The sequence below is a fragment of the Micromonospora reichwaldensis genome (assembly GCF_031845925.1).
Classification (GTDB): Bacteria; Actinomycetota; Actinomycetes; order Mycobacteriales; family Micromonosporaceae; genus Micromonospora; species Micromonospora reichwaldensis.
In genome coordinates, this window is sequence record NZ_JAVRFL010000016.1 from 80,056 (window position 1) to 106,680 (window position 26,625).

Sequence of the window (26,625 nt, forward strand, 5' to 3'; positions counted from 1 at the left end):
TCCCCGTGCCGCGGGCCCCGTCGGGAGCAACGCTACCGGCCCTCGACCTCCGGCTCAGCCGAAGTCGCGTCCTCCGGCCGGGGGCGCGGGGCGGCACGGGTCAGCCGCCAGTACTGCCGACGGCCGTCGTCGCGGAGCACCACCCCGGTGCGGCCCAGTTCGCCGCGCAGTTCCCGGGCCTCGCCGCCCCGGTCGGCGTCGAGGGCCCGCTGCCGGGCGCGCAGCAGCGCGTCCGCGCCGGTCGGCAGCCCCGGCAGGCCCGGCACCCACCGCCGGTACGCGTCCCGGTGCGGGTCGCCGTCGGTCCACGGCCAGCCGTGCGCGCGGAAGGCGTCGCGCAGCCGGTCGACGGCCAGGTCCGACCGCTCCCGGACCAGTTCCTCGTCGTCCGCGCCGAGCAGCACCAGGTCCTTGCCGTCGACGAAGACGGCGCGCACCGGTCGCCGCCCGACCTGCCGGTCCGTGCGGTCGCGGCGTAGCCGGACCCGTTCGGCGTCGACGGTGACGGCGAGCCGTTCGGCGGTGCCGACGGCGGCGACCAGCAGGCCGCCCAGCGTGCCGACGGCCAGCCCGCCGATGCCGGCCTGCGGGTCCGGCAGCCGGGCGACCAGCTCGAACAGGTCCTGCGCGGGGGCCCAGGACAGCCCGGCGACCCACTCCGCGCCGGCGACGAGCAGCCACCCGGCGCCCGCGCCGAGTGCCGGGAACCCGCCCCAGAGGATCGCCAGTTCCGCCGCGCCGCCGTCGATTACGGTGGGGGCACCGTAGCCGTCCACCGTCAGGACACCTCGCGCCGCAGCGTGCGGACCAGCCCCGCGACCAGCGGCACGGCCAGCCAGACCAGCAGCGACACGGCGAACCGTCCCCACTGCCCGGCGGTCACGTCGGGCGTGAGCAGCGGCTCCATGGTCCGGCCCGTGTCGAGCCAGTCCGCCGGGCCGCGCAGCGGCCGGATCATCTCGCCGAGGATCGACCAGAGGGTCGGCAGCAGCAGGAAGGCGACGATCGCCACCGGGGTGTTGAGCAGCAGCAGGCCGAAGCCGGCCCCCATCAGCACGTTGGCCACCTGGAGCACCACGGCGTGCAGCACCAGGGCCCACTCCATGCGCCAGGTGCCGGCGCCGCCGGTGGCCCCGGCGACCAGCGTGCCGACGGCGGCCACGCCGAGGCTCACCAGCACCGACGCCAGGGCCGCCAGCACCATCGCGACCAGCTTCGCGACGATCACCCGGCCCCGCCGGGGCACCAGGGCGAACGTGGTGAGCGCCGTGCGCTGCGACCACTCCCCGGTGATCGACAGGATGCCCAGCACGGGCAGCAGCAGCCCGATCGGCAGCAGCGAGGAGAGGAAGAAGTTGGCGAAGGTCTGCTGGGCGTCGTCCGTCCAGATCAACTGGATCACCACGAGGGCGGCGGCGAGCAGCCCGATGGTGATCAGCAGCCAGAGCCCGGCCCGGGTGTCGACGAGCTTGCGCAGCTCCACGCCGGTGAGCCGGAGCAGCGACGGCCGGCGTACGTCGGAATGGCGCTGGGGCGCGGCGGTGGCGGGCGGGCTGGCGGTGGTGGCGGTGGTCATCGGACGGCCTCCTGGGTCGACGCGCCGGCGGTCAGGGTGAGGAAGAGCTGTTCCAGGCCGCCGCTGCCGGCGGACCGCAGTTCGGTGAGGGCGACGCCGGCGTCGGCGGCGGCCTGCCCGACCGCCTCGGCGTCGGCGTGGACCAGCAGCCCCTCGGTGCCCTCGGTGGCCGCCAGCCCGGCCCGCTCCAACGCGCCGCGCAGCGCCCCGCCGTCGCGGGCCCGCACCAGCGTCCCGCCGCCGGCCAGCAACTCGGCCTTGTCGCCCTGGGCCACGATCCGGCCGCCCCCGATGACCACCAGCCGGTCCGCGACCGCCTCCACCTCGCGCAGCAGGTGGGAGGAGAGCAGCACGGTGCCGCCCCGGTCGGCGAAGTCGCGCAGCAGGCCGCGCATCCAGAAGATCCCCTCCGGGTCCAGGCCGTTCGCCGGCTCGTCGAGGATCAGCACCCGGGGGTCGCCCAGCAGCGCGTGCGCGAGGCCGAGCCGCTGCCGCATCCCCAACGAGTACGCCCGGAGGCGGCGCTTCGCCGCGACCTCGTTCAGCCCGACCAGGTCGAGCTTGGTGGCGACCTGCCGGCGGTCCACGCCCATGGTCGCCGCGGCCACGGTCAGCGCCTCCCGCCCGGTGCGCCCGGCGTGCTGGGCCGAGGCGTCCAGCAGCACGCCCACCTCCCGCCCGGGGTTGGGCAGTTCCCGGTACGGCCGGCCGCCGACCGTCGCGCCGCCGCCGCTGGGCGGGGTGAGTCCGCAGATCATCCGCATGGTGGTGGACTTGCCGGCGCCGTTCGGTCCCAGGAAGCCGGTGACGGTGCCCGGTTCGCAGCGGAACGACACGTCGTCGACGGCGGTGTGCCGCCCGTACCGTTTGGTGAGGTGTTCCACGCTGATCATGCCGGCCACGCTGCCGGAGCCACCCGGTCGCGCGCTGCGGCCGACGGTCTCGGCCGGCGGCTACCTTGGTCGACGCCAGGGTCTCGACTTTGGTAGCTGGTCGGCCCGCCGGGCGGCTGCCTAGCATGGTCGCGTGACCAGTGCCGCCGTACCGGAGCACCCCTGGCTGTTGCCGGGGGCGCTGAGCGTCGATCCGGCGGCGCGGGTGGGGCGGGGGCCGCGTCGCACCACCCGCGACTGGGTGGTGGACGGCCTCTGCTTCCTGCTCTCCCTCGGCTGGGTCCTGCTCGCCACGGCCGACGCGGCCTCGGCCGACCCGGAGTTCGCCACGCCGCTGCCGCAGCGCTGGATGGTTCCGGCCGACGCCCTGCTCGGGCTCGCCTGCTGCGCGCTGATCTGGCTGCGGCGCCGGTGGCCGGTGGGGCTCGCCGTCGCGACCGTGCCGCTGACCCTGTTCTCGATGGCGGCGGCGATCCCGCTGCTGATCATCTACTTCACCGTGGTGGTGCACCGGCGCACGGCCGTTGCGCTGGGATTGACCGCCGCCGGCCTGGTCACCAACTTCGCCTTCAGCTACCTGCGCCCGGACCCCCAGATGCCGTACTGGGCGACCACCGTCTGGGGGATGGTGCTCAGCCTCTCCGTGCTGGCGTGGGGGATGTTCGTCCGGGCCCGGCGGCAGCTCGTCGTGTCGCTGCGCGAGCGCGCCGAGCGGGCCGAGGCGGAGCAGCAGTTGCGGGTGGCGCAGGCCCGGCACCTGGAGCGCACCCGGATCGCCCGCGAGATGCACGACGTGCTGGCGCACCGGATCTCGCTGCTCAGCCTGCACGCCGGGGCGCTGGAGTTCCGGCCGGACGCGCCGCCGGAGGAGGTGGCGCGGGCGGCCGGGGTGATCCGGGGCAGCGCCCACGCCGCGTTGCAGGATCTGCGCGAGGTGATCGGGGTGCTCCGCGCGGAGACCACCGCCGAGGGGGATCCCGAGCGCCCGCAGCCCACCCTGGGCGATCTGCCGGCGCTCGTCGAGGAGTCCCGGTCGGCCGGGGCGCGGATCGGCGTCCGCGAGCTGGTCACCTCGGCGGAACGGGTGCCCGCGGCGGTGGGGCGCAGCGTCTACCGGATCGTGCAGGAGGGGCTCACCAACGCCCGCAAGCACGCCGCCGGCGCGGCGGTCACCGTCGACGTGGCCGGCGCCCCCGGCGACGGGCTGACCGTGGAGATCCGCAACCGGTGGCCGGTCGGCGGCATCGCCGGCCCGGAGATCCCCGGCGCCGGCACCGGCCTGGTCGGCATCGCGGAGCGGGTCAGCCTGGCCGGCGGCCGGCTGGAGTACGGGCGGGACGACGCGGGCGACTTCCGGCTGGCCGCCTGGCTGCCGTGGCCGGCGTGAGCGGGCCGGGCCCCGAACCCGGCCGGCCGGTACGGGTGCTGCTCGTCGACGACGACGCGCTGGTGAGGGCCGGCCTGTCGATGATCCTCGGCGGGGTGCCGGACCTGCTCGTGGTCGGGGAGGCCGCCGACGGCAGCGAGGTGCCCGCCGCCGTGGCCGCCTGCGCGCCGGACGTGGTGCTGATGGACATCCGGATGCCCCGGCTCGACGGTCTCGCGGCCACCGAGGCGCTGCGTGCGTCGCCCGACCCGCCCGAGGTGCTGGTGCTGACCACCTTCGATGCCGACGAGCAGGTGCTCCGGGCATTGCGGGCCGGGGCCGGCGGCTTCCTGCTCAAGGACACCCCGCCGGCCGAGATCGTGCGGGCGGTGCGCCGGGTGGCGGCGGGCGAGGCGACGCTCTCCCCGGCGGTGACCCGCCGGCTGATCGACCACGTGACCGCGCCGGGCGCGGCGGGCGGCCCCGACCCGCGCCGGGAGCGGGCGCTGCGGCAGCTCGCCGGGCTCAGCGACCGGGAACGCGAGGTCGCGGTCGCGCTCGGGCAGGGCCGGACGAACGCGGAGATCGCCGCCGAGCTGTTCATGAGCGTCGCGACCGTCAAGGCGTACGTGTCGCGGCTGCTGGTGAAGCTGGGCCTGAACAACCGGGTTCAGGTGGCTCTGCTGGTGCACGACGCCGGCCTCGTCTGAGGCGCGATTGAACCTTCCGGGGGCGGGGGCCGTACCAGTCGCCGAGGATGCGGTGCGGCGGGTCAGCCGCACTGCTGCCGGAGCCGCGGGAGGCCTGCCGTGCGGGTTGGTGAGCAGTCGACGGATCCCATCGACCAGATCCTGGGCGAGGTGCCGGTGCCGGCGCCCCTGACCCCCGAGGACGTCCGGCTCGCGGTCCGGGCGGTGGTGGTGCACGCCGCCGAGGAGTGGCCGGCCGGGCCGCTGTGCCGCAACGACGGCGCGACGTACCCGTGTCGGCTGCACCGCTGGGGCCGGCGGGTGCTGGCGCGGCACGGGCTCAACGAGCGGCAGATCGACGCCCTGGTACGGCACGGCAACCCCTTCGTGCACGTGCCGTTCCCGTTCACGGTGACGGGCCCCGCGCCGGCCACCCGCGCACCACGTGCCACCGGCGGGCACCCGGGCGGCCCGCGCGCGGTCGCGCCCGGCGCCCGTCCCGCCCGGCCGGTGGCTCCCCCCGCCACCGCGCCGCGCTGGCCCCGGGCGAGCTGAGCGGGTTCGTCCGCCGGCGGGACCGCTGCTCCCCGGTACACCGGGCGGAGGTACGCCCGCTCGGCGGACCCGGGGACACGACGCCGGCCCGGTGCGCGGGGTGGCACCCGCGCACCGGACCGGCGTCGCCGTTCGCCCGGCTCGGCGTGGCCTGTCCGACCGGCTCGGCGCGTGGCCTGTCCGCCCGGCTCAGTCGCGGCCGGCGCCGATCCCGCAGTCCGGCGCGGACCAGCTGGTGGTGTTCGGGGTGTCGTCGCTGTTGTTCTCCCGCCGCGAGTCCACGTGCACGTGGTCGTCGTGGTCCGGGTAACCGGGACCGTAGATCCCGCTGAAGCCCCGGTTGCGGGCGTCGCGGGCGATCTGGCACAGCGAGCTGGTGCGCGACACCACGTCGGCGGCGTTGCCGTAGAGGTGCTGGCTGTCGGACGCCCCGCCGACCTGGTCGTTGCAGGTGCGGCTGCGGAAACCGCTGCTGACGAGGAGGGGCTTGTCGCCGAGGCTGCGCCGCAACGCCTCCAGCTTCCACATCGTGCGCAGCGCGTTCTGCCGGGTCTGCGCGGCGGAGAGCGGACCGCCGCTCCAGCCCCCGCGACCGCAGCCGTCGTCCATTTCGCTGTAGCTGAAGTGCCGTGGCGTGCAGTCGTTGTCCTGGAGGTCGTAGAGCTTGCCGTACGTCTGTGGTCCGGCGATGCCGTCGGCGCGCAGCCCGTACGCGGCCTGGAACCGCTTGACCGCGGCGGCGGTCTTCGGTCCGTAGCGGCCGTCGTTCTCCACGATGTCCCGGTTGCCGGCCCACCCGGCGACCCGGATCTGCAACTGGCGGACGTCGTCGCCGGAGCGCCCCTGGTAGAGGTTGCGCTTCCACGTGTAGCAGCCGTCGGCGTGGGCCGCTGGCGCGGCGGCCACCGTGGCGACAGCGGCTGCCGGCAACGCCAGGGCGAATGCGACAGCGGCCCGTTTCAGGGTGTTAACGCGCACAGAAGTCCTCCCGATAGGAGTGGGAATGGGGTGGCATCCGGGACATCGGCCTGCCCGTCCCGCTTTTCCACCCTGGCAGGCCGACGGATGGTTCGCGGCGATTAACGAGAATTGTCCTCACGATTCGCCGTTCCTGAGCGTTGCCTGGGCATTACGCGAATTGCGAAACGCCCATTGATCGGCAACAGGCCACAGGAAAGCGCGAACGGCACGCAAAGCCGCAGCCCGGCACGCGCCGGGTGATGTTCTCCCGCCGGCCCGACCCGGTAACGTCAGCGCCGGCCGGGACCGGGGGAGGGGGCGACATGGCACGCGGTGGCGTCTTCTGCATCGAGGGCCAGTGGCACCGCGACCTCAACGAGCGCGGCTCCGTCCTGCCCACCCTCGAACTGCTCGAACGGCTCGGAAAGATCCGTTTCATCCACAAGGACGCGGCCACCCGCGACGAACTCTTCTACTTCGTCGACCGCTGGCTGCTCAAGCAGTACGCCGACCACCGGGTCGGCTTCTTCGCCATGCACGGCGAGCCGAGTCGGCTCTGCCTCACCGACTGGGAATCGGTGGCGCTCGCCGACGTCGCCGAGCTGATGGCGGGCCGCTGCGAGGGCCGGCGGCTCTATTTCGGCAGCTGTTCGGTGCTGCGGGCCTCCGACGCGGTGCTGCGGGACTTCCTCGACGCCACCGGAGCGGCCCTGATCTGCGGATACACCCGGGAGGTGGACTGGGTCGAGTCGGCCGCCTTCGAAACCGTCCTGCTCGACGTGCTGGCCAACGGGCAGCGCCACAACGCCGCCGAGTTGCGGATGGGCTCCGCGCACTGGGCGCCCCTCGCCTCGTACCTCGGCTTCCGGGTGATCTACGCCAACGGCCGCGCCTGGCGGCCCTCGGTCCGCCCCCGGGTGCCGGCCCAGCCCGCCGCCGGCCGCGCCGCCCCGCGACCCCGCTGAGGCCGCCGCGCCGCGATCCGGCCGCCGCGCCGACGCGCGGTCCGTGTGCGTCGAGCCCGTTCCGTCCGGTGCGGTCGCCGTGCGACGGAAGCCCTGGTAGGAACGAACGATGACACGCAGCATCGCGACGAACACCCGGGTCGACCGGGCCGGGCTGACCGAGTTCCTCCGGCCGCGGCACCGGGTGGTGCTGATGACCACCCGCGCCGACGGTCGACCGCAGTCGTCCCCGGTGTCCGCCGGGGTGGACGGCGAGGGCCGGTTGGTGATCTCCACCTATCCCGAGCGGGCCAAGGTCGCCAACATCCGCCGCGACCCACGGGTGTCGGCGTGCGTGCTCTCCGACGACTGGAACGGCCCGTGGGTGCAGCTCGACGGCACCGCCGAGGTGCTGGACCTGCCGGCGGCGCTGGAGCCGCTGGTGGAGTACTTCCGCTGCATCTCGGGCGAGCACCCGGACTGGGACGAGTACCGGGCGGCGATGGTCCGCCAGGGCAAGTCGCTGATCCGGGTCACCATCGACGCCTGGGGCCCGATCGCCACCGGCGGCTTCCCCGCCCGCCTCGCCGACTGATCCCGCGCCCACGGCACCGCTGCTGCGGTGCGGCCGCCCCGCGCCGCTCAGTACGCGGCGGTGAAGCGGGCGTTCTCGTGGCGCGGCTGTTCGATCTCGTCCACGATCGCCACCGCCAGGTCCTCGTAGCTGAGCACCGAGCGGCCCTCGTGGTCGGTCACCGGCTGGTCGCCGCCGGTGCGGTAGTGCCCGGTGCGCTCGCCCGGGTGGAACTCCAGCGGCGGCGGGGAGACGTACGTCCAGGTCACCCCGTCGGCCGAGGAGCGGTAGAAGTCGAGGGCCTCGGCCTGCCCCCGCGCCGCCTCGCGGTACTCCTCGGGGAAGTCCGGTTCGTCGAGGTAGCGGGTGCCCTTCGGGGTGAGCAGGGTCGAACCGCCGCCCACGTGGATGATCCGGGGCGCGGCCGGCATGCCACGCAGCGCGCCGACCAGGTTGCGCGCCGCGTCGAGCCAGAGGGCGTGCTCGCCGCCGCCGATCGCCACCACCATGGCGTCCGTGTCGGGCGCCAGTTCCCGTACGCTCCGCTCGCTGGTGGCGTCCCCGGTCACCACCGTGACCGCCGGCGGCAGGTACGAGGTGGCCTCCGGCCGGCGTACCGCCGCGGTGACCCGGTGCCCACGGCCCACCGCCTCGGCGGTGATCCGCGACCCCGCGGTGCCACCCGCGCCGAACACGACGATGTTGCTCATACCGCCTCCCGCCAGGCCCGTCCGGCCCGGCGGACGTGGCTCGTCTCCAGGCTATTGACCGGCGACATCGCGCGCTGGCGGACCGTGGATCCCGCGCGGCGCAACCGCCCCTTGCGTCGTCGCACGCTTCGGGGTGCACTGGTATCGGACCGTGACCGCTGAAGGGCGGGGGTGGGCGCGATGACGGAGGAACGTGACGCGTCCGCCGGGACGCCCGGGCCCCCGGAGGCGTCGACGGAACCGGCGCAGGAGCCGAGGCCGGCCCGGTCCGATCGGGTACGGGCACTGGTGCGCCGGCTCTCGCCCGCCGGGCCGCCCGCCGGCCGCTGGTTCGCCGGGGTCCTCGCGGCCGTCGTCACGGCGATGCTGACCGCCTGGCTCCTCGCCTGGGGACTCCTTCCCGGCAGGCCCCCGCCGCCTCCGCCCGACCCCGACGCGCTGCCGTTCACGGTCGCGGTCCGCGTCGGCCACGAGGCGTCGGACGGCTGGGTGGTCGCGCCGCCGCTGGCGGAGGTCCCCGCCCGACCGGCCTGGGCGGGCGACTGGTCGCGGTGGGCCCGGGAGGCCGCCGGGACGCCCGCCTCCCGGCAGTACGTCTACTTCACGGTCCAGGGGGTCGACGAGGCGCAGGTGACCCTCACCGACCTGCGGGTGCGGGTGATGACGCGGCGCCCCGCCCTGCGGGGCGTGTTCACCGCTCCGGGCGGAGGCGGCCCGACCGCCTACCGCTGGGTGGAGGCGAACCTGGACGAGGACCCTCCGGTGCTCACCGCCGGCCTGTTCGACGAGGGCGGGGCGAGCCTCCCCGAACACGAGCGCAAAGAGATCCGCTTCCCGTACCGGGTGTCCCTGACCGATGCCGAGACCTTCCTCGTCATCGGCCACACGGTCGACTGCGACTGCGACTGGACGGTCGAGGTGGACTGGGCGTCGCGGGGACGCACCGGCACCGTCACGGTCGACGACGCGGGGCGTCCCTTCCGGGTCACCGGCACGGCCGGGGTGCAGACGGAGTGCTGGACGTACCCCGACGGGATGGAGGAGTGCCGGCGGCGGTGACCCGGCGACCGGGGGCGGACCGGCACCGCGCCGCCGTCCCCCTCGCCGGCCGGGTCTGGAGCCGGCTCAGTCGACCAGGGCGGAGTAGACGAGCTGCCGCAGCTGCGGCCGGATCGGGTAGGTGCTCGACGGCATGAGCTGGGTGAAGAACAGGGCCGTGACCTCCTCGGCCGGGTCGACCCAGAAGGCCGTGCTCGCCACGCCGCCCCAGTAGTACTCGCCGGGGCTGCTCGGCACCCGGCTCGGCACGGGGTCGTCGACCACGGCGAAGCCGAGCCCGAAGCCGATCCCGTCGAGGGTGGTCTCGGCGAAGCCACCGGCGGAGAGGGTCTCCAGGTCCTGCCCGCCGGGCAGGTGGTTGCGGGTCATGAAGCGCACCGTGCGCGGCCCCAGCAGGCGTGCCCCGTCCAGCTCGCCACCGCGCAGCAGCATCTGGGTGAACCGGTGGTAGTCGGCGGCGCTGGAGATCAGGCCGCCGCCGCCGGAGAGCAGCAGCGGCTTCTCGTACGCCAGGGCGCCCAGCTTGTCGTAGCGGAACGCGCGGCCGGTGCGCGGGTCGGGCGCGTAGAGGGCGGCGAGCCGGTCGGCGGTGTCGCCCTCGGCCCACCAGTGCGTGTCGGTCATGCCCAGCGGGCGGAAGATCCGGTCGGCGAAGAAGGCGTCCAGGCTCTGCCCGGAGACCACCTCCACGAGCCGGCCGAGCACGTCGGTGGCGACCGAGTAGCCCCACGCGGTGCCGGGCTGGAACAGCAGCGGCAGCTCGCCGAACGCCTGGCAGGCCGTCGCCAGGTCGACGTCCGCCGGCGGGTACAGGTCGTAGCCGGCGGCCCGGTAGATGCCGTCGACCACCGAGGTCTGCATGAAGCCGTACGTCAGGCCGGCGGTGTGGGTGAGCAGGTGCCACACCCGGATCGGCTCGACCGCCGGCACCGTGAAGGGCTTGAGCGCCGAGCCCTTCGAGTAGACCCGCAGGTCGGCGAACTCGGGCAGCCACCGGCTGATCTCGTCGGTCAGCTCGAAGCGGCCCTCCTCCCACAGGAGCATCGCGGCGACGGAGGTGACGGGCTTGGTCATCGAGTAGATGCGCCAGAGCGTGTCCGCCTCGACGGGCCTGCCCGCCTCCGCGTCGCGCAGCCCGTACGTCGACGAGTGGGCGATCTCGCCGCGGCGGGTGACCAGCACCTGCCAGCCGGCGAGGCGACCGTCGTCGACGTACCTGCCGAAGTGCTCGTCGATGCGCGCCAACCGCGCCGGGTCGAAGCCGATCTGGTCCGGGTCGATGCTGCGTGCCACACTCACGTCGCCGAAACTACTAGCCGGTACGCCCCGCCGGAAGGGGCTGCCCGCCGTTGTCCCACCCCCTCGATAGCCTGGTCCGATGCCCGAGCTGACCGAGGACGCGACGTTCCGCAACGAGGACTGGTACGCCGAGGAGCTGGTGGACCGGCACTTCGTCCGCTGCACGTTCTTCGACGTCGACCTGTCCGAGGCGGTGAGCCGGGGCGCGGTCTTCGACGGCTGCACCTTCGGCAACACGCGCTTCAACGCCTCCCGGCACACCGACTCGGCCTTCACCCGCTGCACCTTCCAGCGGTGCAACCTCTTCGAGGCGGAGTTCACCGGCTGCAAGCTCGTGGGCAGCACCTTCGCCCAGTGCGACCTGCGACCGCTGACGGTCGCCGGCGGCGACTGGTCGTTCGTCGCGCTGCCCGGCGCCGACCTTCGCGGGGTCCGCATCACCGACGTGCGGATGCGCGAGGCGGACCTGACCGGGGCCAACCTGACCGGGGCCACGGTGACCGGCGTCGACCTCTCCGCCGCGCAGCTGCACCGCTGCCGGCTGACCGGGGCCGACCTGCGCGGCAGCGACCTCACCGCGCTCGACCCGACGGCGGTGGAGCGGGCCGGGGCGATCGTCGACGCCACGCAGGCCATGGTGATCGCGCAGGCGCTGGGCTTCGAGATCCGCTGAGACAGTCGACCCGGGGCGTCCGGATCGCCTGCCGGGCCAGCGGCACCGACCCGCGACCACCGTCCTGATCGATGTCCGCTACCGTCCGGTGACGAACTGGACACGCCCGTCCGTCCGGCGCGACGGACGAGTCGGTGCGGGTGCGGGTCGTCCACAACGGACGGCCGCGTCCGGCCGGGGCCGGTGGGGAGTGGAGGGCCGGTGGCGGAGGAAGACCTCACCCGACAGCACATCCGGCCGTCGGGATACGGCGACCCGGCAGCCCCGCCCGGAACCCGGCATCCGCCCCTCCCGCAGGCCGGGCACACCCGCACCGGCCTGCGGCGGCTGGCCCGGGCACGGCAGCGCCGCCGGTGGGTCGTCGAGGGGATCGCCGTGGTCGCCTGCCTGGTCGCCCTCGTGTCGTACCTGACCGCCGGCGACCCCGAGCCGGGCGGGGAGACCGCTGGCGGCGTACCGGCGGACGCCGGCCGGCCGAGCGGCTTCCCCGGGGTGGAGGGGCGCGACCTCGACGCCGGCCTGGTCTCGCCCGGGCTGCGGCCCCGGCAGCGTCCGCCGAGCCCGTCCCCGACGCCACCCACGCCACCCACGCCACCCACGTCGGCGACGCCGGTGCGGGCGGTGCTCGCCGCCAGCATGGCCGAGGCGCCGGGCGAGGTCGACCTGACCGCGGTGGGCCGCCGCGACTGGGTCCACTGGGGCCTGCGCGGCGCGGAGTCGACGGTCCGCAAGCGCGGCGGCTCCGGCGAGATCCGCGACGAGGGCGGCACCGGCCGGCGGGGCGGCTGGGACGACAACCAGGAGAGCTTCAGCTGGCGCGACGGCAGCCCGGTGGCGTCGGCGAGCGGCTCGCCGCACGGGGTCTACCGGTGCGGCGCCGGCAGCGGCTTCACGCTCGCGGTGGCCGCCGACGGCCAGGCGCGCACCGTCCGGCTGTACGGCGGGGTGTGGATGGCCCGGGGCCGGCTGGACGCCCGCCTCTCCGTCGGCGGTCCGAGCCGGACCCTGCGGATCGAGGACCGGCACACCAGCCGGTCCACCGAGTTCACCATCCGGTTCCAGGCGCCGAAGGGCAGCCGGCTGGTGCTGACCTGGACGGTGGAACAGGCGTTCAGTGACGACTGCGGCAACGTCGGCGTCCAGGCGGTCGCGTTGCGCTGACCCGGGTGCCCGGGCGGCCCCGTTCGCCCGGCGACCGTCCGCTGCCCGGAGTAGCGTGATCGCGACGACCGGGTGCGCGAGGGCGAACGGGAGGGCCGATGGGCGAGCATGTGCTGGACAGCCCGCAGGGCTGGGTGGCCGACCACATCCGGCGGTACGTCGAGACCGGCGGCGCCGAAGGGCACGAGTGGCGGCCCGGGGTCTTCACGCTGCTGCTGACCACCAGGGGCCGGCGCAGCGGGAAGCTGCGGCGCACCGCGCTGATCTACGGCCGCGACGGCGACGCCTACCTGGTCGTCGCCTCGCAGGGCGGCGACCCGAAGCACCCGGCCTGGTACCTCAACCTGCTCGACGAGCCGCTGGTCGAGGTGCAGGTGGGTGCCGAGCGGTTCACCGCGCGGGCGCGTACCGCGACGGCGGGGGAGAAGCCGCGCATGTGGTCCACGATGGCCGCCATCTGGCCGGCGTACGACGAGTACCAGGAGAAGACCGACCGGGAGATCCCCGTCGTCGTGCTCGACCGCGTCTGAGCGGGGCGAGCTGCCGCCGTTACCCCACGGGTAATCGACGCCGACACGCGCCGGCGGGAGACTCGGCGTACCGCCCCGGTCGTCCGGCCGGGCGGACCGGCTCCCGGGAGGCACCATGCCCGCGTTCGCGCTCGCCCACCTGTACGACACCCCGGCCCACGAGGACATCCTCACCTACATCGAGCGGATCCAGGCCACGCTGGACCCGTTCGGCGGCCGGTTCCGGGTGCACGGCGCCGAGGTGGAGGTCAGGGAGGGCGACTGGCCGGGCACCGTGGTCGTCATCGAGTTCCCCGACCTGGACCGGGCCCGGGCCTGGTACGACTCGCCGGCGTACCAGGAGATCCTGCCGCTGCGCACCCGGCACATCCCGGGTACGGCGCTGATCGTCGACGGCGTCGCCGACGACTACGACCCCCGCCGGACGGCCGCCCGGCTGCGGGCGCGGGCGGCCGGCTGACCGGTGGCTCCGCCTCGACGGCGGTCCCGCCCGGACCGCCGTCCGGTGCCGGCGGGCGGGTCCGTGTCCACCCTGCGGGACAGTTTGTCCGTCGCGCCGCGTCGCGCCTGTCGTAACTTTCTGCTGTCCATCTCCGACCATCCCTTGTGGAGGCCTCACCGATGAGCAGCGTCACCGCCCGCACCGTCCGTCCGACCGCCCCCCGGGGCGCCGGGGAGCCGTCCGGGGAGGTGCTCCGGGAGATCCCGCTGCCGCCGTACGTGACCGTCGAGGACGCCCAGTTCGCCGTGCGGGCGGTCGTGGTGCACGCGCCCCGGCACTGGTCCGGCGGGACGGTCTGCCGCAACGACGCCAGCCCGCACCCGTGCCGGCTGCACCGCTGGGGTGCCCGGGTGCTGGCGCAGCGCGGCCTGCGTCCCGCCGAGATCGCCGCGCTGATCGAGCGCGGCGATCCGGCGGCCGAGCTGCCGCACCGCCCCGGCGCCTGAGTGCCGGCGGGGCCCCCGCACCGGGCCCCGCCGGCCGGTCAGCAGGCGTTCGGCTTGACCCAGGCGCACTCCAGGCCCTCCGGGACCCGGGGGGCGTCGGGCGCCGTCGGGGCCGCGGCCCGCGCGCCGGTCACGCCCCTGCCCGTGTACGAGGCCAGGGCGATCGCGATCTGGTCCTCCAGCGTCTTCACGGAGGAGGCGAGGTAGTTGTTGAGCAGGATCGAGAACGCCAGCACCCGCCCGTCGGCGTCGGTGACGTAGCCGGAGAGACCGGAGACGCCGGTCAGGCTGCCGGTCTTGGCGTGCACGTTGCCCGCCGCCGCCGTGCCCCGCATCCGGCTGCGCAGCGTGCCGCCGACGAACCGGTCCGCCTCGCCGGCGACCGGCAGGGCCGCGTACCAGGTGTCGAACCAGGGCTCGTCGCGCACGGCGGTGAGCAGGTCCACGAACTCGTCGGCGGGGATGAGGTTGCGCCGGGAGAGCCCCGAGCCGTCGCGCTGGCGCAGCGTGCCGGTGTCCATCCCGGCGTCGGCGACGTACTCGCTGATCGCGGTCAGCCCGGCCGACCAGGTGCCGGAGCCGGAGAGCACCCGGCCGATCTCCTTGGTCAGCACCTCGGCGTGCCCGTTGTTGGACAGCTTGAGGAACGGCACCATCAGCTGGGCCAGGGGCATCGAGCGGTGCCGCGCCACCTCGGCCGCGCCCTCCGGAGTGGCCTGGCCGAGCACCGTCCGACCGAGCACCCGTACGCCGTGCCGGCGCAGCGCCGAGCGGAAGACGTCGGCGGCGTAGCCGGTGGGCTCCCAGACGCTGACCCAGTCGCCCGCCGGCGCGGCGCCGAGCGCGATCTGCCCGGTCACCACGATCGTGTTGCTGCCGTGCGCGCGCTCGAAGGAGACCGACGTCTCCCCGCCGGCGACCGTCTCGGCCCGGTTGTCGATCTTCAGGTACCGGGTGGCCGGGGTGGTGGTGACGACCGGGCGCGCGCCGGCGGTAGCGCCGGGGGCGGCGTGGACGATGACGGTGCCCGCGTCGTAGTCGGTGTCCGGTGCCACGGTCAGGGCGGAGACCTGCGCGGCGTAGTAGTACGGCTCGTCGTCCCAGGTCCAGTCGGGGCCGAGGCGGGTGCTGTCGTAGCGGGTGTCGTCGGCCACCAGGTTGCCGGTGACCACCCGGACGCCCGCGGCGGCGACCCGCGCGGCCAGCGCGTCGTAGTCGGCGGCGAGCATGGTCGGGTCGCCGCCGCCGCGCAGGTAGAGGTTGCCGGAGACCAGGCCCGCCCGGCGGGCGCCGCTGGTCCGCACCTCGGTGCTGAAGTGGTGGCCCGGCCCGAGCAGTTCCAGCGCCGCCGCCGAGGTCAGCAGCTTGGTGTTGGAGGCGGGCACCAGGCGGCGGTCGCCGTTGCGGTGGTAGACCGTCTCTCCGGTGGCCGCGTCCTTGACCACCACCGAGGCCTGGGCCCCGGCCAGCCGGCTGTCGGCGAGGATCGCGTCGATGGTGGCGTTCAGCCGGGTCGCCGCGGGGGTCGGGGACTCGGCGGTGGCGGTGGGCGCGCCCGCCGTGGCCGCCGCGGCGACGAGTGCCACCAGCGCGAGCGTCCGGGGGAAGAGACGACGATGCATGGGGTGATGCTGCCATGCAGGTATCTGCCAGAAAAGAGCGTCGATGGAAAGATATTTTCCGTGGGTCGGCGGGCTGTGACCGGCGAGACGCTCCCGGCGGGCAGCCGGGCGGGCCCGTCCGTGTTGTACCCGGCATGGACGAGCGCTCCGTCGACGTGCTGGTGATCGGGGCCGGGCAGGCCGGCCTCTCCGCCGGCCACCACCTGGGCCGCGCCGGGTTCGCCCCCGGGGACGGCTTCGTGATCCTCGACGGGGGCGACGGGCCGGGCGGGGCGTGGCGGCACCGCTGGCCCACGCTGCGGCTCGACCGGGTGCACGGCTTCCACGACCTGCCCGGCCTGCCCTTCCCGGTGGCCGGGCCCGACCGGCCGGCGGCCGAGGTGGTCAGCGCCTACTTCGCCGCGTACGAGCGCGAGTTCGACCTGCCGGTGCGGCGGCCCGTGCGGGTCCGGGAGGTGCGCGACCGGGCCGACGGCCGGCTGACCGTGCACACCGACCACGGCTCCTGGACCACCCGTGCCCTGGTCAACGCCACCGGCACCTGGACCCGACCGTTCTGGCCGCACTACCCCGGCCGGGCGAGCTTCCGGGGCCGGCAGTTGCACACGGCCGACTACCGGGGACCGGCGGAGTTCGCCGGCCGGCGGGTCGTGGTGGTGGGCGGCGGGACGTCCGCCGTCCAGTTGCTCGCCGAGGTCTCCACCGTGGCCGCCGGCACGACCTGGGTGACCCGGCGCCCGCCCGACTTCCGCGACGAGGAGTTCACCCCCGAGCGCGGGCGCGCGGCGGTGGCCCTGGTCGACGCGGCGGTACGCGCGGGCCGCCCGCCGGACAGCGTGGTCGGGGTGACCGGGCTGCCGCTCACGCCGGAACTGCGCCGGCTGCGCGAGCGCGGCGTGCTCGACCGGTTACCCGTCTTCGACCGGATCACGCCGGACGGGGTGGCCTGGGACGACGGGCGGTTCGTGCCCGCCGACGTGATCCTGTGGTGCACCGGTTTCCGGGCCGCGCTGGACCATCTCGCGCCGCTGCGCCTGCGCGCGCCGGGCGGCGGTATCACGATGGACGGCACCCGGGTGGTCGCCGACGAGCGGATTCACCTGATCGGGTACGGCCCCTCCGCGAGCACGATCGGCGCCAACCGGGCGGGCCGCGCGGCGGTACGCGAGATCCGGGCCCGGCTCGCCCCGGCCCGTGCCGCGCACTGACCCCGCTCTATTTGACGGATGCCCCGACAGGGGGCACCGTAGGCCGTGGAGGGGCCCTGAGCTGCCCCGAAGCGCGACGGCGATGTGCGTGTCGCCCTTCCATCGCCTCCCACGTGTGCTCGCCCGCGGGCCGAGCCCGGTCCCGCACCGCGAATCCGAGAATCCACGAGGAGTTCCGCCATGCTCACCATGACCGACAACGCCGTGCTGGTCATCCGAGACCTCGCCAACCAGCAGGACGTCGCCGAGGACGGCGGAGTGCGGATCGCCGCCGACACCGACGCGGGGTCGCTCACCGTCGAACTGGTCGCCGAACCGATCGAGGGCGACCACGTGGTCGACAACCAGGGCGCCCGCATCTTCCTGGACTCCGACGCCGCCGAACTGCTCGGCGACGCGTCGGTGGACGCGAGCGTCGACGACGAGGGCATCGTGCAGTTCGGGTTCACCGAGAAGCAGTGACGGCCGGGCGCCGCCTCCTCGCCGGTGCCCGGCGGGGAGGCGCTCAGCCGGCCCGGCGGGTCTCCCCGTTGCGGTGCGGCCGGGCGGGACGGCCCCGCTCCGGCGGCGCCTGACCGGACCGCCACGGTCCCGGTCGGGACTCCCGCCCTCGCTGCCGCAGCGCGGCCAGCACGTGCGCCAGGTGGTGCGAGGTGCTCCACGCCGCCCAGTTGCTGGCGGACCCGGCGCCGGCGCCCCGGCGGGCCCGCCGCAGGATCTCGTGGTCACCCCAGGAGAAGGCCGCGCCCGTGGCCGGCCAGTGCGGCGCCGAGACCACGGTGCGGCACAGGTCCGCGAACCGGTCGTCGCCGCGTCCGCCCCGCCGCGACCAGCGGTACACCCACCAGGCGCCGTCGGTGGTGTAGCGGACCGTGGGCAGCCGGTCTCCCGCCTGGTCGGCGCCGGGCACCGCGGAGCCGACGCCGTAGTCGCCGTACCCGACGCCGAGGTCGGCCAGCCGCTGCCAGAGCTGCCAGTCCCAGCGGTCGACGCGCACCGGTTCGTCGGTGGGCAGGGCGGACACCGCCGGGGGCATCCCGCCCGCCGCCACGCTCACGGAGCACCAGGCGTGCCGGCGGGCCCACTCCGACAACCGGCGGACCCGGGGCTCGGCCACCCGTACGTCGGCCCGGCAGCACACGTCGCCCGCGTCGAGGAGCAGGTCGCACTGCTCGGGCACCAGGCCGGTGAGCCGCCAGACCCGTTCCGCCGCCGCCGTGGCCGCGTCCGGGCCGGCGCGATCGTGGCCGACCCGCAGCCGGACGACCGCCCGCTGGGCGTGGGCCCGGGCGGCGGCACCGTGCGCCACCAGGCGCCGGTCACTGTCCGCGAGCCCGATCACCGGCACCAGCGGTACGCCCCAACGGACCAGCTCGGCCTCCGGGGCGTCGGGCAGGCCGGTGACGTCGACGGCCGTGAGCAGCCCGTCGGGCAGCCGACGGAGCACGTCCAGCGTGAACTGGTCGAGGACGGACACCTGGAGGACCGGGGCGAGCAGGGGGGCGACGACGTCGTCGAGATGACCGAGCGCCTCCAGCTCGCCCCGCCGGTTGGCGAGGATGGGGCGGTAGACCGGTTCCGCCGCCCGGCCCTCGTGGGCGGGCACCATACCCCAATGTAGCCAGACATCGGTGTCGGTCACAGGGCCGACCGGCCCGTCCCGCCTGCCGGGGCGGGCCGCATCCGGCGGCGCAGACCGTCGCCGTGCAGCCCGCAACGACGACGCCGCCGCCCCGCACTGCGGGACGGCGGCGCTACCGGCGACGGGTCAGTCGTCGTCGCCGTCGTCGTCCGAGTCGTCATCGTCGTCGTCCCGGTCGTCGTCGTCATCGTCGTCGTCGACCGGCTCCTGCTCGGCCTTGACCACCGTGCCATCGCCCCGGTCGACGTCGATCTCGTGCTCGGTCTGCCCGGCCACGATCTCGACGCTCCACACGGCCCGGCCGTCCTCGTCCTCGCGCTCGACCTCGACGATCTTGCCGCCGCCCGCCCGGGCCAGCGCGATCTCGCCGGCCCGCTGCTCGCTCACCGCGTCGTCGCCGGTGGTCGGCGCACCACTGCCCGACGGGGAGCCGGGCACCGCCGGGGTGCCGCTGGTGGTCGGGGCGCTGCTCGTCGCCGGGGCGCTGCTCCCGGTGCCGCTCGGGGTGCCCGGCGCGGCCGGGGTCGTCGGGGCGGTGGTGGCGGCGGCCAGGGTGGTCGCCCGGGCCGCGCCGTTGTCGGCCGCCGCGACGCCGAAGGTCGCACCGGTCACGACGAGCACGGCCGCGCCTCCGAGCGACGCCAGCATCAGGGACTTGCGCTTCATCTCGTTCACCCTTCCTCGGTTGCTGGTTCCCAGGATCGCGCCCGCCCGGATAGCGCCACGCTGCCCGAACGCTAAGGCCGGGTTAAGCCTGTCCGGGCCGGACCGGAGGACGGGTCAGGACGGGGGTGGGCCCAGTTCGAGGCGTACCTCGGCGCCCCCGGAGGGCGCGGCATGCAGGGTGAGGCGGCCACCGCTGGACTGGGCGGCGCGGCGGGCGATGTCCAGGCCCAGGCCGGTCGAGCCGGCGGTGCTCGCGCCCCGGCCGATCGTGCCGGGCGGCATCCCCGGACCCTCGTCCGCCACGACCAGCGCCGCCCGGCCCGCCTCCTCCGCCGTCAGCCGGACGGCGAACGCGGTGCCGTCCGGGGTGTGCGCGAAGACGTTGCCGAGCAGGGCGTCCACCGCCGCCGCCAGCTCGTCGGCGGGCACGCCCACCGGCAGCGGTCCCGGCGCCAGGTCGAGCGTCACGGCACGCCCGGTGTCCTCGGCCAGCACCGACCAGAACGCCACCCGCTCGGCCACCACGGCCGCCGCGTCGGCGCTGGCCGCCCCGGCCGTCGGCACCCGCCACCGGGCCTGTCGGATCAGGCCCGTGACCGCCCGCTCCAGCCCGTCCACGGCCGCGGTCACCCGGGCGGCGTCCTCCGGGTCGCGCAGCGCCTCGGCCTCCAGGCGGAGCGCCGTCAGCGGCGTACGCAGGCGGTGCGAGAGGTCCGCGACCTCCTCCCGCTCCTGCACCAGCAGCACCTGGATCCGGCCGGCGAGGTGGTTGAGGGCGCCGGCCACCTCGCGCAGCTCGCGCGGCCCGGCGGGCGTGACGCGCGCCGCCAGTTCCGCGTTCGCCAGCCGGTGCGACACCGCCGAGAGTTCACCGATCGGCCGGACCAGGGTGCGGGCCAGCCGGTCGGCGACGGCCAGCCCGATCAGCACCAGCAGCACGCCGAGCAGGGCCAGGACCAGCCAGGAGCGGGTCACCCCGGCGGTCAGCTCGGCGGGCGGGACCACCGTACGGATCACGCCGGTGCCGTCCGGACGCCCCTGCACGGCGATCACCACCTCCCGACCCCGCCCGGACTCGGCGGTGAGGCTCTGCCCCCGCTCCGCCAGCGCCACGGCGGCCGTACGGGGGGCCGGGGCGCCGAGCACCGTGCCGTCGGGCAGGAACACCGTCACCGGCCGCGCGGACTCCGTGGCCAGCTGGTCGACCGTCAGCCGGATCGTCGCGGTGTCGGCGGTGCCGACGACGGTGACGAGGCTCTGCGCGTCGGCCGTGGCCCGCACGGTGGCCCGGTCCGCCGCGACCGTACGCACCAGCAGCGCCAGCGGCACCAGGAAGGCGACCAGGGTGAGCACGCTGACCGCGGCGACCAGCAGCGCCAACCGGGCCCTCATCCGGCGCTCCCCGGCGCTTCGAGCCGGACCCCGACGCCCCGCACGGTGTGCAGGTAGCGGGGCGCCTGCGCGCTCTCCCCGAGCTTGCGCCGCAGCCAGGACAGGTGCACGTCCACGGTCTTGTCGGCGCCGCCGTACGGGACCCGCCACACCTCGGCGAGCAGCTCCCGCTTGGTGACCACCTGGCCGGGCCGGCCCGCGAGGTGGTGCAGCAGGTCGAACTCGCGCGGGGTCAGCTCGACGGGCGCGCCGTCCAGGGTGACCTGCCGCGACCGCGGGTCGACCCGCAGCCCGCCCACCACCAGCGCCGGGTCCTCCTCCGGGGCGGACCCGCTCCCGCGCCGGAGCACCGCCCGGATCCGCGCGTCGAGCTGCGCGGCCGTGAACGGCTTCACCACGTAGTCGTCCGCCCCGGCGTCGAGCACCCCGACGATCTCGGTCTCGTCGTCGCGGGCGGTGGCGACGATCACCGGCACGGCGCTGACCGCGCGGAGCATCCGCAGCAGCTCGCGGCCGTCCAGATCGGGCAGTCCCAGGTCGAGCACCACCAGGTCGGGCCGGTCGTCCAGCGCGTCGCGCAGGCCGGTCATCGCCGTCGAGGCGGCGGCCACCGCGTGCCCCCGCTCGCGCAGTGCCCGCAGCAGCGGCGTACGGATCGTCAGGTCGTCCTCGATGAGCAGCAGGCGGGCCACAGGTGGCAGGCTAGCCGCCACGCGGCGCGCCGGCCCGGACGTTAACCCTCCCTTAGCCTCGTCCGGTGCTCGTCCCAACCTCGGATCGGTCAGACTCGGGGCATGCGCCGCCGTTCGTTCCTCGCCGTCGCCGGGTGGCTGGCCACCGCCGCCCTCGCCACCCTGATCGGGGTGGCCGCGATCCGGTGGGTGGGGGAGAGCATCGCCGGCACCCCCGGCGGGGTGCTCAGCCAGGAGGAGATCGAGCGCGCCCTGGCCTCGCCCGGGCCCACCGTCCCCGGGGCCGGCGGACCGTCGTCCCCGGCGGCGGGCGGGACCGGCGGGCCGCCGTCGCCGGGAGCGACGGGCTCGACCCCGGCGGGAGCACGTCGGGCCTTCGCCACGACGGGTGGCAGCGCGGTGGTCGAGTGCGGCCCGGGCGGGGTACGGCTGGTCTCCTGGACGCCCGCGCCGGGCTACCGGGTCTCGGACGCGGAGCCGGGGCCGGACGACGACGTGGAGGTCGCCTTCGCCGGCCCGTCCGGGGAGTTCGAGCTGAAGCTGCGCTGCGTGGGGCTGGAGCCGGTGTCGGTCGAGGACGACGACTGAGCCGGACACGAGCGCGCGGCGCCGTTCGGATCCCGGGGATCGGAACGTCGCCGCGCTCTGGCCGTCTCCCACCACCGCAGCCGTACGGCGGTACGCCGGCGGGGACCTGGCTCGACCGGCCATCGTGCGCCGGCTACTCCCTCGATCCCCGTCCATCGGGGATCGAAACCCCCGAGGAGTGGCGAATTCCACCATCTGCGAGTCCCGGCGTGGCGTCGGGCCGCAGCGGGTATGTGCGTCGGCATGGAGCATTTCACTATCGCGACCGTCGCCGAGAAGAGCCCGGACTTCCGGCGGGTGCTGTGGACCGGTGAGCACACCCAGCTGGTGATCATGACGATTCCGCCGGGTGGCGAGATCGGCGAGGAGGTCCACGAGGACATCGACCAGATCCTGACCTTCGTCAGCGGTACGGGCGAGGCGCAGGTGGCGGGGGAGAAGCGCGAGGTCGTGCAGGGCGACCTGGTGGTGGTGCCGGCCGGCACGAAGCACAACTTCGTCAACACCGGCCCCAACCCGCTGGTGCTCTACACGGTCTACGGCCCGCCCGAGCACGCCGACCAGGCGGTGCACCGGACCAAGGAGGAGGCCGACGCGGCCGAGGCCGCCGGCGAGGACGAGCCGCCCACCTCCTGACCGTCGGTGCCGCCTGAGGCGGCCGCAACGGGGTACCCGCAGCGGGTGGACCAACTGGCGATCTCCGACTACGGGTTCCTCTCCGACTGCCGATCGGGTGCCCTGGTCGGTCGGGACGGCTCGATCGACTGGTGGTGCCCGGACCGGTTCGACTCCCCGTCGGTCTTCGGCCGCGTGCTCGACCCGGAGGCCGGGCACTTCCGGCTGGCGCCCACCGCCGCCGGGCTTCCCGGGCACCGGGTGGAGCGGGCGTACGTGGCCGACACGCTGGTGCTGCGCACCGTGCATCACACGCCGGAGGGGAGCGTCGCGGTCACCGACGCGCTCGCCGCCGAGTTCGGCGCCCGTGGCCACCAACTGGGGATGAACTCCCCGGCGGTGCTGCTGCGGGTCGTGGAGGGACTGGCCGGGCGGGTGCGGATGTCGCTCGACTTCCGCCCCCGCCCGGAGTACGGCCTGCTCACCCCGTACCTGCACGGGCAGCCCGACGGCGGGGTGCTGGCCGCGGCCGGCCCGGTGGTGCTGGTCCTGCACACCGACGGGGTGCCGCCGCACGTCGACCGGGACCGGGTCCGGCAGGAGTTCGAGGTCTCCGCCGGGCAGGTGGTCGGCTTCGACGTGGCGTACGGGCAGGCGTACGGGACGGTGCCGGCCCGGCTGGAGCCGGTGGCCGCGCTCGCCGAGACGGTGCAGGCGTGGCAGGCCTACCGCGAGTCGCACCACTACGACGGCCGCTACCGGGAGCAGGTCCGGCACAGCGCGACCGTGCTGACCGGCCTCACGTACGCCCGCAGTGGCGCGGTGGCCGCGGCCCTGACCACGTCGCTGCCGGAGCGGATCGGCGGCGACCACAACTACGACTACCGCTACTCGTGGTTGCGCGACTTCGCCATGACGCTGCGCGCCCTCTGGGTGGCCGCCTGCCCGTCCGAGGCGTCCCGGCTCTTCGCCTGGGCGGCCCGCTCGATCGGCCGGGTCGGCCCCGATCCCGTGCCCGTGCTCTTCGGCCTGGAGGGGGAGCGGGACGTTTCCGAGCACGAGTGCGCCCACCTGCGCGGCTACGGCGGCAGCCTGCCGGTGCGGGTCGGCAACGACGCCTGGCGGCAGCGCCAGCTCGACGTGCCGGGCGAGGTGCTCTCGGCGGTCTGGCAGCTGCGCGACCACCTGGGGGAGGCGCTCGACACGGAACTGCGCGAGATGGTGCTCGGCCTGGCCGAGCAGGTCGCCGCCACCTGGCACCTGCCCGACCGGGGCATCTGGGAGACCCGGGACACCGACCGGCACTACCTCACGTCGAAGGTGCTCTGCTGGGTGGCGCTGGACCGGGCGGTGCGGCTCGCGCCCCGGCTCGGCGGCCGGGCCGACGCCCGGCGGTGGGCGAGGATCCGCGACGAGATCCGCACCACCGTGCTGCGCGACGGCTGGCACGAGCGGACCGGCGCGTACGGCGGCGCGTTCGGCTCGCCGGAGCTGGACGCCTCCGTGCTGCTGCTGCCGCTGGTGGGGTTCCTGCCGGCGACCGACCCGCGGATGCGCGCGACCATCGAGGCCGTCGAGAGCGGGCTGGGCGCCGGGGAGGGACTCGTCCGCCGCTGGGACACCGACCCGGCGGGCTTCCTGCCCTGCTCGTTCTGGCTGGTGGAGTGCCTGGTCCTGGCCGGTGAGCAGGGCCGGGCCGAGGCGCTCTTCGAGCGGCTGCTCGGGCACGCCAACGACATCGGCCTGTTCAGCGAGCAGATCGACCCGCGTACCGGCGCGCAGGTCGGCAACACCCCGCAGGCGCTGTCGCACATCGGCCTGGTCAGCGCCGCCTGGCGGCTGACCGACCCCACCACGGACTGACGAGGGTGAAAGGAAGGGCCCCCTACTATCGCTATTTGTATAGGAAGGGTCCCCTCCTTACACCTCAGGCGGGGAGGACCGGGACGTCGGTGACGTCCACCGTCTCCGGGTACTTCACGCCGGCCCCGGTGTTGAGCACCACCACGCGTTCGCCGGCCCGGATCCAGCCGCCGGCGCGCAGGTGCCGGGCGGCGGTCAGGCAGGCGGCCCCCTCCGGGCAGAGCAGCAGCCCTTCGCGGGCGGCGAAGTTCCGCAGGTCGGCCAGGATCTCGGCGTCGTCCACGGCGATCGCGGTGCCGGCGCTGGCGCGCAGCGCGTCGAGGATCAGCTCGTCGCCGAGCGGGGCGGGCACGGTGATGCCGAACGCCACGGTGTGCGCGTCGGCCCAGGGCCGCGCCCGCTGCTCACCGGCGGCGAAGGCGCGGACGATCGGCGCGCAGCCCGTCGACTGCACCGCGACCAGGCGGGGCAGCTTGTCCTCGATCCAGCCCAGCTCGCGCAGCTCGTGCAGCGCCTTGTGGATGCCGATCAGGCCGACCCCGCCGCCGGTGGGATAGATGATCACGTCGGGCACCTGCCAGCCGAGCTGCTCGACGATCTCGTACCCCATCGTCTTCTTGCCCTCGAGCCGGTACGGCTCCCGCAGCGTGCCGGCGTCGAAGATCGCGCCGCCGGAGCCGGCGACCAGCCCCGCGACGTGCCGCCCGGCGTCGCCGATCAGCCCGTCGACCAGGCGTAGGTCGGCCCCGGCGGCCACGCACTCGCGCCGGCAGATGGCCGGCGCGTCCAGCGGCATGACGATGGTCGCGCCCAGCCCGGCCCGCGCGGCGTAGGTGGCCCAGGCCGCGCCCGCGTTGCCGTTGGTGGGCATGGCGATGCGCGTGACGCCCAGCTCGCGGGCCCGGCTGACGCCCACCGCCGCGCCGCGCGCCTTGAACGAGCCGGTCGGGGTCAGCCCCTCGTCCTTGACCAGCAGGTCCGCGACGCCGATCTCCGCGCCGTAGGTCGGGGTGCGCAGCAGCGGCGTCCAGCCCTCGCCCAGCGTGGTCTCGTGCCGGGGGTCGGCCACCGGCAGCAGCTCGCGGTAGCGCCACAGGTCGGCCGGGCGCAGGGGGAACCGTTCCGGGGTGAGCACCTTCGCCACCGCCGCCAGGTCGTAGCGGGCCAGTAGCGGGGATCCGCAGTCGCAGAGGTTGGTCAGCTTGGTGGCGTCGTGCTCCCGCCCGCAGCGCGGGCACTCCAGGTGCGTCAGGTACACGATGCTCCTCGCCGTCTCAGCTCGTGTCTCGGCTCGCGTCGATGCTCAGCCAGCGCCGGCTGCGCCCGCCCGGCTCGTAGACCGAGTCCAGGCGCTTCGCCACCACCCCGGGCAGCCCCTGCTCCCGCCCGGTCCGCAGCGCCTCCCGGCCGGCACCGGGGAACCACGGCGGAGTCTGCCAGTGCGGGCCGGCGAGCGCCAAGCCGTCGAGCAGCTCCCGGCGCTGCGCGTAGGGCAGGTCGAGGCTGGTCACGCCCTCCATCCAGAGCAGATCGAAGATCAGGTACTGGGCGTCGGGGGTCCGGCGTCCGCCGCGCGCCGGCCGCACCCGGCCGGCCCGGTCGATGCGCACCAGGACGCCGTCCAGCACGGCCTCCGTGGGCGCCAGCTCCTCGGCCAGCTCCCGCAGCCAGGGGTACGTCCCGGAGACGTCCTCGTCGTCCTCCGCGAGCAGCCGCAGCCGCCCACCCGAGACGTACGCGACCGCACGCACCCCGTCCCAGCGCAGCTCGTAGCCCCACTCCGGCTCGTCCGCCGGCAGCTTGGCCGCCCGGGTGGGGTGCATCGGGCGGACCAGCTCCGGCATGCTCGTCCAGCCCTCCGGTGGCGGGTCGGTGCGCCGGACCATCCAGTCCCGCCCGCTCCTGCCGCCGGTGGCGAAGAGGACGTACCGCCCGGAGGTGCGCTCGCCGTCCAGCACGACGATCACCTCGTCGTCGCGCCACTTCTCGCAGTGGTACGTGCCCCGGTCGTGGACGGTCATCCGTCCGCCCCCGTACTCGCCGGCCGGGATCTCGCCGTGGAAGTCGAGGTATTCCATCGGGTGGTCCTCGGTGTGCACGGCGAGGTGGTTGCGGCCGGTGTCGCGGGGCAGCCCGCGCGGCACCGCCCAGGAGGCCAGCACCCCCTCGTGCTCCAGGCGCAGGTCCCAGTGCAGGCTCCGGGCGTGGTGCTGCTGGATCACGAACCGGGCCGTGCCGTCGGCGGGCCGCTTCCTTCCCGGGGGGCGCTTCGGCACCGGCTCCGGGGTGCGCGCCGCGTCCCGTCTGCGCCGGTACTCCTCCAGCGGGTCAGCCACCTCCGCATTCTCCGGCAATCCGCGCCGGCCCGCCGGCCGCCCGGGTGTCCGGTCGCCCGGGCAT

General features: G+C 75.3%; 29 protein-coding genes. 16 read left to right on the forward strand and 13 right to left on the reverse strand.

Features of this window, described 5'->3' with window-relative positions; all coding sequences use genetic code 11:
• Positions 1 to 32 precede the first annotated feature (32 nt).
• From RM555_RS15620 to RM555_RS15630, 3 genes are read right to left on the reverse strand one after another with little or no spacing between them, the layout of a single operon-like run.
• Positions 33 to 776, reverse strand: coding sequence for a YqeB family protein (locus RM555_RS15620; RefSeq protein WP_311412420.1), 744 nt, complete (start codon positions 774 to 776; stop codon positions 33 to 35).
• A 2-nt stretch (positions 777 to 778) separates the two neighbouring features.
• Positions 779 to 1,576 (reverse strand): ABC-2 transporter permease, encoded by a 798-nt coding sequence (locus RM555_RS15625; RefSeq protein WP_311412421.1) that lies wholly within the window; start codon positions 1,574 to 1,576, stop codon positions 779 to 781.
• On the reverse strand, positions 1,573 to 2,469 hold the full coding sequence (locus tag RM555_RS15630) for an ABC transporter ATP-binding protein (RefSeq protein WP_311412422.1): 897 nt from the start codon (positions 2,467 to 2,469) through the stop codon (positions 1,573 to 1,575). The genes RM555_RS15625 and RM555_RS15630 overlap by 4 nt, the downstream gene beginning before the upstream one ends.
• Positions 2,470 to 2,602: 133 nt before the next feature.
• On the opposite strand from RM555_RS15630, the gene RM555_RS15635 reads away from it, so the two are divergent.
• From RM555_RS15635 to RM555_RS15645, 3 genes are all read left to right on the forward strand, one after another.
• Positions 2,603 to 3,856, forward strand: a complete 1,254-nt coding sequence (locus RM555_RS15635; protein ID WP_311412423.1) for a sensor histidine kinase — start codon at positions 2,603 to 2,605, stop codon at positions 3,854 to 3,856.
• Complete coding sequence (locus RM555_RS15640; protein ID WP_311412479.1) at positions 3,835 to 4,545, forward strand: response regulator transcription factor; 711 nt, start codon at positions 3,835 to 3,837, stop codon at positions 4,543 to 4,545. Before RM555_RS15635 ends, RM555_RS15640 begins: the two co-directional genes overlap by 22 nt.
• A gap of 99 nt (positions 4,546 to 4,644) precedes the next feature.
• A complete protein-coding gene (locus tag RM555_RS15645; protein WP_311412424.1) occupies positions 4,645 to 5,079 on the forward strand; it encodes a hypothetical protein in 435 nt (144 codons plus the stop codon).
• A 189-nt stretch (positions 5,080 to 5,268) separates the two neighbouring features.
• On the opposite strand, the gene RM555_RS15650 is transcribed toward RM555_RS15645, so the two are convergent.
• A complete protein-coding gene (locus RM555_RS15650) occupies positions 5,269 to 6,057 on the reverse strand; it encodes a D-Ala-D-Ala carboxypeptidase family metallohydrolase (protein ID WP_311412425.1) in 789 nt (262 codons plus the stop codon).
• 305 nt (positions 6,058 to 6,362) lie between these two features.
• On the opposite strand from RM555_RS15650, the gene RM555_RS15655 reads away from it, so the two are divergent.
• Both RM555_RS15655 and RM555_RS15660 read left to right on the forward strand, forming a co-directional pair.
• On the forward strand, positions 6,363 to 7,004 hold the full coding sequence (locus tag RM555_RS15655; RefSeq protein ID WP_311412426.1) for a DUF6642 family protein: 642 nt from the start codon (positions 6,363 to 6,365) through the stop codon (positions 7,002 to 7,004).
• A gap of 109 nt (positions 7,005 to 7,113) precedes the next feature.
• Positions 7,114 to 7,578 (forward strand): PPOX class F420-dependent oxidoreductase, encoded by a 465-nt coding sequence (locus tag RM555_RS15660; RefSeq protein ID WP_311412427.1) that lies wholly within the window; start codon positions 7,114 to 7,116, stop codon positions 7,576 to 7,578.
• A 47-nt stretch (positions 7,579 to 7,625) separates the two neighbouring features.
• Here the strand turns inward: RM555_RS15660 and RM555_RS15665 are convergent, their stop codons facing one another.
• Positions 7,626 to 8,267: an NAD(P)-dependent oxidoreductase gene (locus RM555_RS15665; protein ID WP_311412428.1), complete on the reverse strand. Its 642-nt coding sequence runs from the start codon at positions 8,265 to 8,267 to the stop codon at positions 7,626 to 7,628.
• Between the two features lie 180 nt (positions 8,268 to 8,447).
• Here RM555_RS15665 and RM555_RS15670 point away from each other — a divergent pair, with 180 nt between their 5' ends.
• Positions 8,448 to 9,326 (forward strand): hypothetical protein, encoded by an 879-nt coding sequence (locus RM555_RS15670; RefSeq protein ID WP_311412429.1) that lies wholly within the window; start codon positions 8,448 to 8,450, stop codon positions 9,324 to 9,326.
• Positions 9,327 to 9,392: 66 nt separating this feature from the next.
• Here RM555_RS15670 and RM555_RS15675 read toward each other — a convergent pair whose 3' ends face one another.
• Entirely contained in the window at positions 9,393 to 10,625 is a 1,233-nt protein-coding gene (locus tag RM555_RS15675) for a serine hydrolase domain-containing protein (protein WP_311412430.1), read from the reverse strand.
• A gap of 79 nt (positions 10,626 to 10,704) precedes the next feature.
• Between RM555_RS15675 and RM555_RS15680 the strand changes: the two genes are divergently transcribed.
• The 5 genes from RM555_RS15680 to RM555_RS15700 all read left to right on the forward strand — a co-directional run bounded on the left by RM555_RS15680 (position 10,705) and on the right by RM555_RS15700 (position 13,937).
• Positions 10,705 to 11,298, forward strand: coding sequence for a pentapeptide repeat-containing protein (locus RM555_RS15680; RefSeq protein WP_311412431.1), 594 nt, complete (start codon positions 10,705 to 10,707; stop codon positions 11,296 to 11,298).
• Between the two features lie 201 nt (positions 11,299 to 11,499).
• Positions 11,500 to 12,459, forward strand: coding sequence for a hypothetical protein (locus tag RM555_RS15685; protein ID WP_311412432.1), 960 nt, complete (start codon positions 11,500 to 11,502; stop codon positions 12,457 to 12,459).
• Between the two features lie 98 nt (positions 12,460 to 12,557).
• Complete coding sequence (locus RM555_RS15690) at positions 12,558 to 12,989, forward strand: nitroreductase family deazaflavin-dependent oxidoreductase (protein WP_311412433.1); 432 nt, start codon at positions 12,558 to 12,560, stop codon at positions 12,987 to 12,989.
• A 115-nt stretch (positions 12,990 to 13,104) separates the two neighbouring features.
• On the forward strand, positions 13,105 to 13,449 hold the full coding sequence (locus RM555_RS15695) for a DUF1330 domain-containing protein (RefSeq protein WP_311412434.1): 345 nt from the start codon (positions 13,105 to 13,107) through the stop codon (positions 13,447 to 13,449).
• 161 nt (positions 13,450 to 13,610) lie between these two features.
• A complete protein-coding gene (locus RM555_RS15700; RefSeq protein ID WP_311412435.1) occupies positions 13,611 to 13,937 on the forward strand; it encodes a hypothetical protein in 327 nt (108 codons plus the stop codon).
• A gap of 38 nt (positions 13,938 to 13,975) precedes the next feature.
• On the opposite strand, the gene dacB is transcribed toward RM555_RS15700, so the two are convergent.
• Positions 13,976 to 15,559 carry a D-alanyl-D-alanine carboxypeptidase/D-alanyl-D-alanine endopeptidase gene (dacB, locus tag RM555_RS15705; RefSeq protein ID WP_311412436.1) on the reverse strand — a complete coding sequence of 528 codons (1,584 nt, stop codon included), beginning with the start codon at positions 15,557 to 15,559 and terminating at the stop codon, positions 13,976 to 13,978.
• Positions 15,560 to 15,693: 134 nt separating this feature from the next.
• Here dacB and RM555_RS15710 point away from each other — a divergent pair, with 134 nt between their 5' ends.
• Both RM555_RS15710 and RM555_RS15715 read left to right on the forward strand, forming a co-directional pair.
• Positions 15,694 to 16,767 carry an NAD(P)-binding domain-containing protein gene (locus RM555_RS15710; protein ID WP_311412437.1) on the forward strand — a complete coding sequence of 358 codons (1,074 nt, stop codon included), beginning with the start codon at positions 15,694 to 15,696 and terminating at the stop codon, positions 16,765 to 16,767.
• Positions 16,768 to 16,947: 180 nt separating this feature from the next.
• Positions 16,948 to 17,229 carry an adhesin gene (locus tag RM555_RS15715; protein WP_132233810.1) on the forward strand — a complete coding sequence of 94 codons (282 nt, stop codon included), beginning with the start codon at positions 16,948 to 16,950 and terminating at the stop codon, positions 17,227 to 17,229.
• Between the two features lie 43 nt (positions 17,230 to 17,272).
• Here the strand turns inward: RM555_RS15715 and RM555_RS15720 are convergent, their stop codons facing one another.
• From RM555_RS15720 to RM555_RS15735, 4 genes are all read right to left on the reverse strand, one after another.
• On the reverse strand, positions 17,273 to 18,376 hold the full coding sequence (locus RM555_RS15720; RefSeq protein ID WP_311412438.1) for a beta family protein: 1,104 nt from the start codon (positions 18,374 to 18,376) through the stop codon (positions 17,273 to 17,275).
• Between the two features lie 159 nt (positions 18,377 to 18,535).
• Positions 18,536 to 19,075: a PepSY domain-containing protein gene (locus RM555_RS15725; RefSeq protein WP_311412439.1), complete on the reverse strand. Its 540-nt coding sequence runs from the start codon at positions 19,073 to 19,075 to the stop codon at positions 18,536 to 18,538.
• 114 nt (positions 19,076 to 19,189) lie between these two features.
• Complete coding sequence (locus tag RM555_RS15730) at positions 19,190 to 20,467, reverse strand: sensor histidine kinase (protein WP_132233814.1); 1,278 nt, start codon at positions 20,465 to 20,467, stop codon at positions 19,190 to 19,192.
• Entirely contained in the window at positions 20,464 to 21,159 is a 696-nt protein-coding gene (locus RM555_RS15735; protein ID WP_151453606.1) for a response regulator transcription factor, read from the reverse strand. Before RM555_RS15735 ends, RM555_RS15730 begins: the two co-directional genes overlap by 4 nt.
• Before the next feature lie 102 nt (positions 21,160 to 21,261).
• On the opposite strand from RM555_RS15735, the gene RM555_RS15740 reads away from it, so the two are divergent.
• The 3 genes from RM555_RS15740 (at position 21,262) to RM555_RS15750 (ending at position 24,225) form a co-directional block, all read left to right on the forward strand.
• Positions 21,262 to 21,747, forward strand: a complete 486-nt coding sequence (locus tag RM555_RS15740; RefSeq protein ID WP_311412440.1) for a septum formation initiator — start codon at positions 21,262 to 21,264, stop codon at positions 21,745 to 21,747.
• Positions 21,748 to 21,990: 243 nt separating this feature from the next.
• Positions 21,991 to 22,383, forward strand: coding sequence for a cupin domain-containing protein (locus tag RM555_RS15745; RefSeq protein WP_121399025.1), 393 nt, complete (start codon positions 21,991 to 21,993; stop codon positions 22,381 to 22,383).
• Positions 22,384 to 22,428: 45 nt separating this feature from the next.
• Complete coding sequence (locus RM555_RS15750) at positions 22,429 to 24,225, forward strand: glycoside hydrolase family 15 protein (protein ID WP_311412441.1); 1,797 nt, start codon at positions 22,429 to 22,431, stop codon at positions 24,223 to 24,225.
• Between the two features lie 64 nt (positions 24,226 to 24,289).
• Here the strand turns inward: RM555_RS15750 and RM555_RS15755 are convergent, their stop codons facing one another.
• Positions 24,290 to 25,483, reverse strand: coding sequence for a threonine synthase (locus tag RM555_RS15755; protein WP_311412442.1), 1,194 nt, complete (start codon positions 25,481 to 25,483; stop codon positions 24,290 to 24,292).
• 16 nt (positions 25,484 to 25,499) lie between these two features.
• The gene (locus RM555_RS15760) at positions 25,500 to 26,561 is read right to left on the reverse strand and encodes a DNA polymerase ligase N-terminal domain-containing protein (protein WP_311412443.1); all 1,062 of its coding nucleotides are present in this window, start codon (positions 26,559 to 26,561) and stop codon (positions 25,500 to 25,502) included.
• Between the last annotated feature and the right edge of the window lie 64 nt (positions 26,562 to 26,625).

Bases quoted from the DNA above. Each gene is read 5' to 3' on its own strand.
- RM555_RS15625 (WP_311412421.1), bottom strand. From the start codon at position 1,576: ATGACCACCGCCACCACCGCCAGCCCGCCCGCCACCGCCGCGCCCCAG.
- RM555_RS15630 (WP_311412422.1), bottom strand. From the start codon at position 2,469: ATGATCAGCGTGGAACACCTCACCAAACGGTACGGGCGGCACACCGCC.
- RM555_RS15655 (WP_311412426.1), top strand. From the start codon at position 6,363: ATGGCACGCGGTGGCGTCTTCTGCATCGAGGGCCAGTGGCACCGCGAC.
- RM555_RS15660 (WP_311412427.1), top strand. From the start codon at position 7,114: ATGACACGCAGCATCGCGACGAACACCCGGGTCGACCGGGCCGGGCTG.
- RM555_RS15665 (WP_311412428.1), bottom strand. From the start codon at position 8,267: ATGAGCAACATCGTCGTGTTCGGCGCGGGTGGCACCGCGGGGTCGCGG.
- RM555_RS15670 (WP_311412429.1), top strand. From the start codon at position 8,448: ATGACGGAGGAACGTGACGCGTCCGCCGGGACGCCCGGGCCCCCGGAG.
- RM555_RS15680 (WP_311412431.1), top strand. From the start codon at position 10,705: ATGCCCGAGCTGACCGAGGACGCGACGTTCCGCAACGAGGACTGGTAC.
- RM555_RS15690 (WP_311412433.1), top strand. From the start codon at position 12,558: ATGGGCGAGCATGTGCTGGACAGCCCGCAGGGCTGGGTGGCCGACCAC.
- RM555_RS15695 (WP_311412434.1), top strand. From the start codon at position 13,105: ATGCCCGCGTTCGCGCTCGCCCACCTGTACGACACCCCGGCCCACGAG.
- RM555_RS15700 (WP_311412435.1), top strand. From the start codon at position 13,611: ATGAGCAGCGTCACCGCCCGCACCGTCCGTCCGACCGCCCCCCGGGGC.
- dacB (WP_311412436.1), bottom strand. From the start codon at position 15,559: ATGCATCGTCGTCTCTTCCCCCGGACGCTCGCGCTGGTGGCACTCGTC.
- RM555_RS15710 (WP_311412437.1), top strand. From the start codon at position 15,694: ATGGACGAGCGCTCCGTCGACGTGCTGGTGATCGGGGCCGGGCAGGCC.
- RM555_RS15715 (WP_132233810.1), top strand. From the start codon at position 16,948: ATGCTCACCATGACCGACAACGCCGTGCTGGTCATCCGAGACCTCGCC.
- RM555_RS15720 (WP_311412438.1), bottom strand. From the start codon at position 18,376: ATGGTGCCCGCCCACGAGGGCCGGGCGGCGGAACCGGTCTACCGCCCC.
- RM555_RS15725 (WP_311412439.1), bottom strand. From the start codon at position 19,075: ATGAAGCGCAAGTCCCTGATGCTGGCGTCGCTCGGAGGCGCGGCCGTG.
- RM555_RS15730 (WP_132233814.1), bottom strand. From the start codon at position 20,467: ATGAGGGCCCGGTTGGCGCTGCTGGTCGCCGCGGTCAGCGTGCTCACC.
- RM555_RS15740 (WP_311412440.1), top strand. From the start codon at position 21,262: ATGCGCCGCCGTTCGTTCCTCGCCGTCGCCGGGTGGCTGGCCACCGCC.
- RM555_RS15745 (WP_121399025.1), top strand. From the start codon at position 21,991: ATGGAGCATTTCACTATCGCGACCGTCGCCGAGAAGAGCCCGGACTTC.